The sequence below is a fragment of the Dellaglioa sp. CoH-57-MRSF-16 genome (assembly GCF_056782055.1).
On record NZ_JBXAXZ010000144.1, the window covers coordinates 1 to 295 of the forward strand.

A 295-nucleotide genomic window follows, 5' to 3' on the forward strand; every position below is an offset into this window, starting at 1 on the left:
GATCGTCGTAGCTGCCTGATGTTGCTACAGTGGCAAACCCAGTAATGTCGGTTGCTGTCAGCGTCACGGTTCCCGTCTTACCGTTCACGGACGTGACGTTCGAACCAGAGTTCGCAATCCGCGTCCACACGTTGTTGGAGACCAGTGCCAAGTCACCAACGGCCCATGTACTGATGCCGTCGATAGATGTTGAGCCTGCAACAGAAACCACGTAGTACGAACCATTTGCCTGAGCAGTACCGCCAGCAACGCCGCCGTTAGCTAGAACCGGGCTGTTTGCGTTCGCATCCCAGTT

1 pseudogene is annotated in these 295 nt (G+C 55.6%); it reads right to left on the reverse strand.

Annotated features, from left to right (window positions below):
- A pseudogene (locus tag AC1RPH_RS08210) lies at nucleotides 1–295 on the reverse strand (hypothetical protein); the annotation flags it as partial.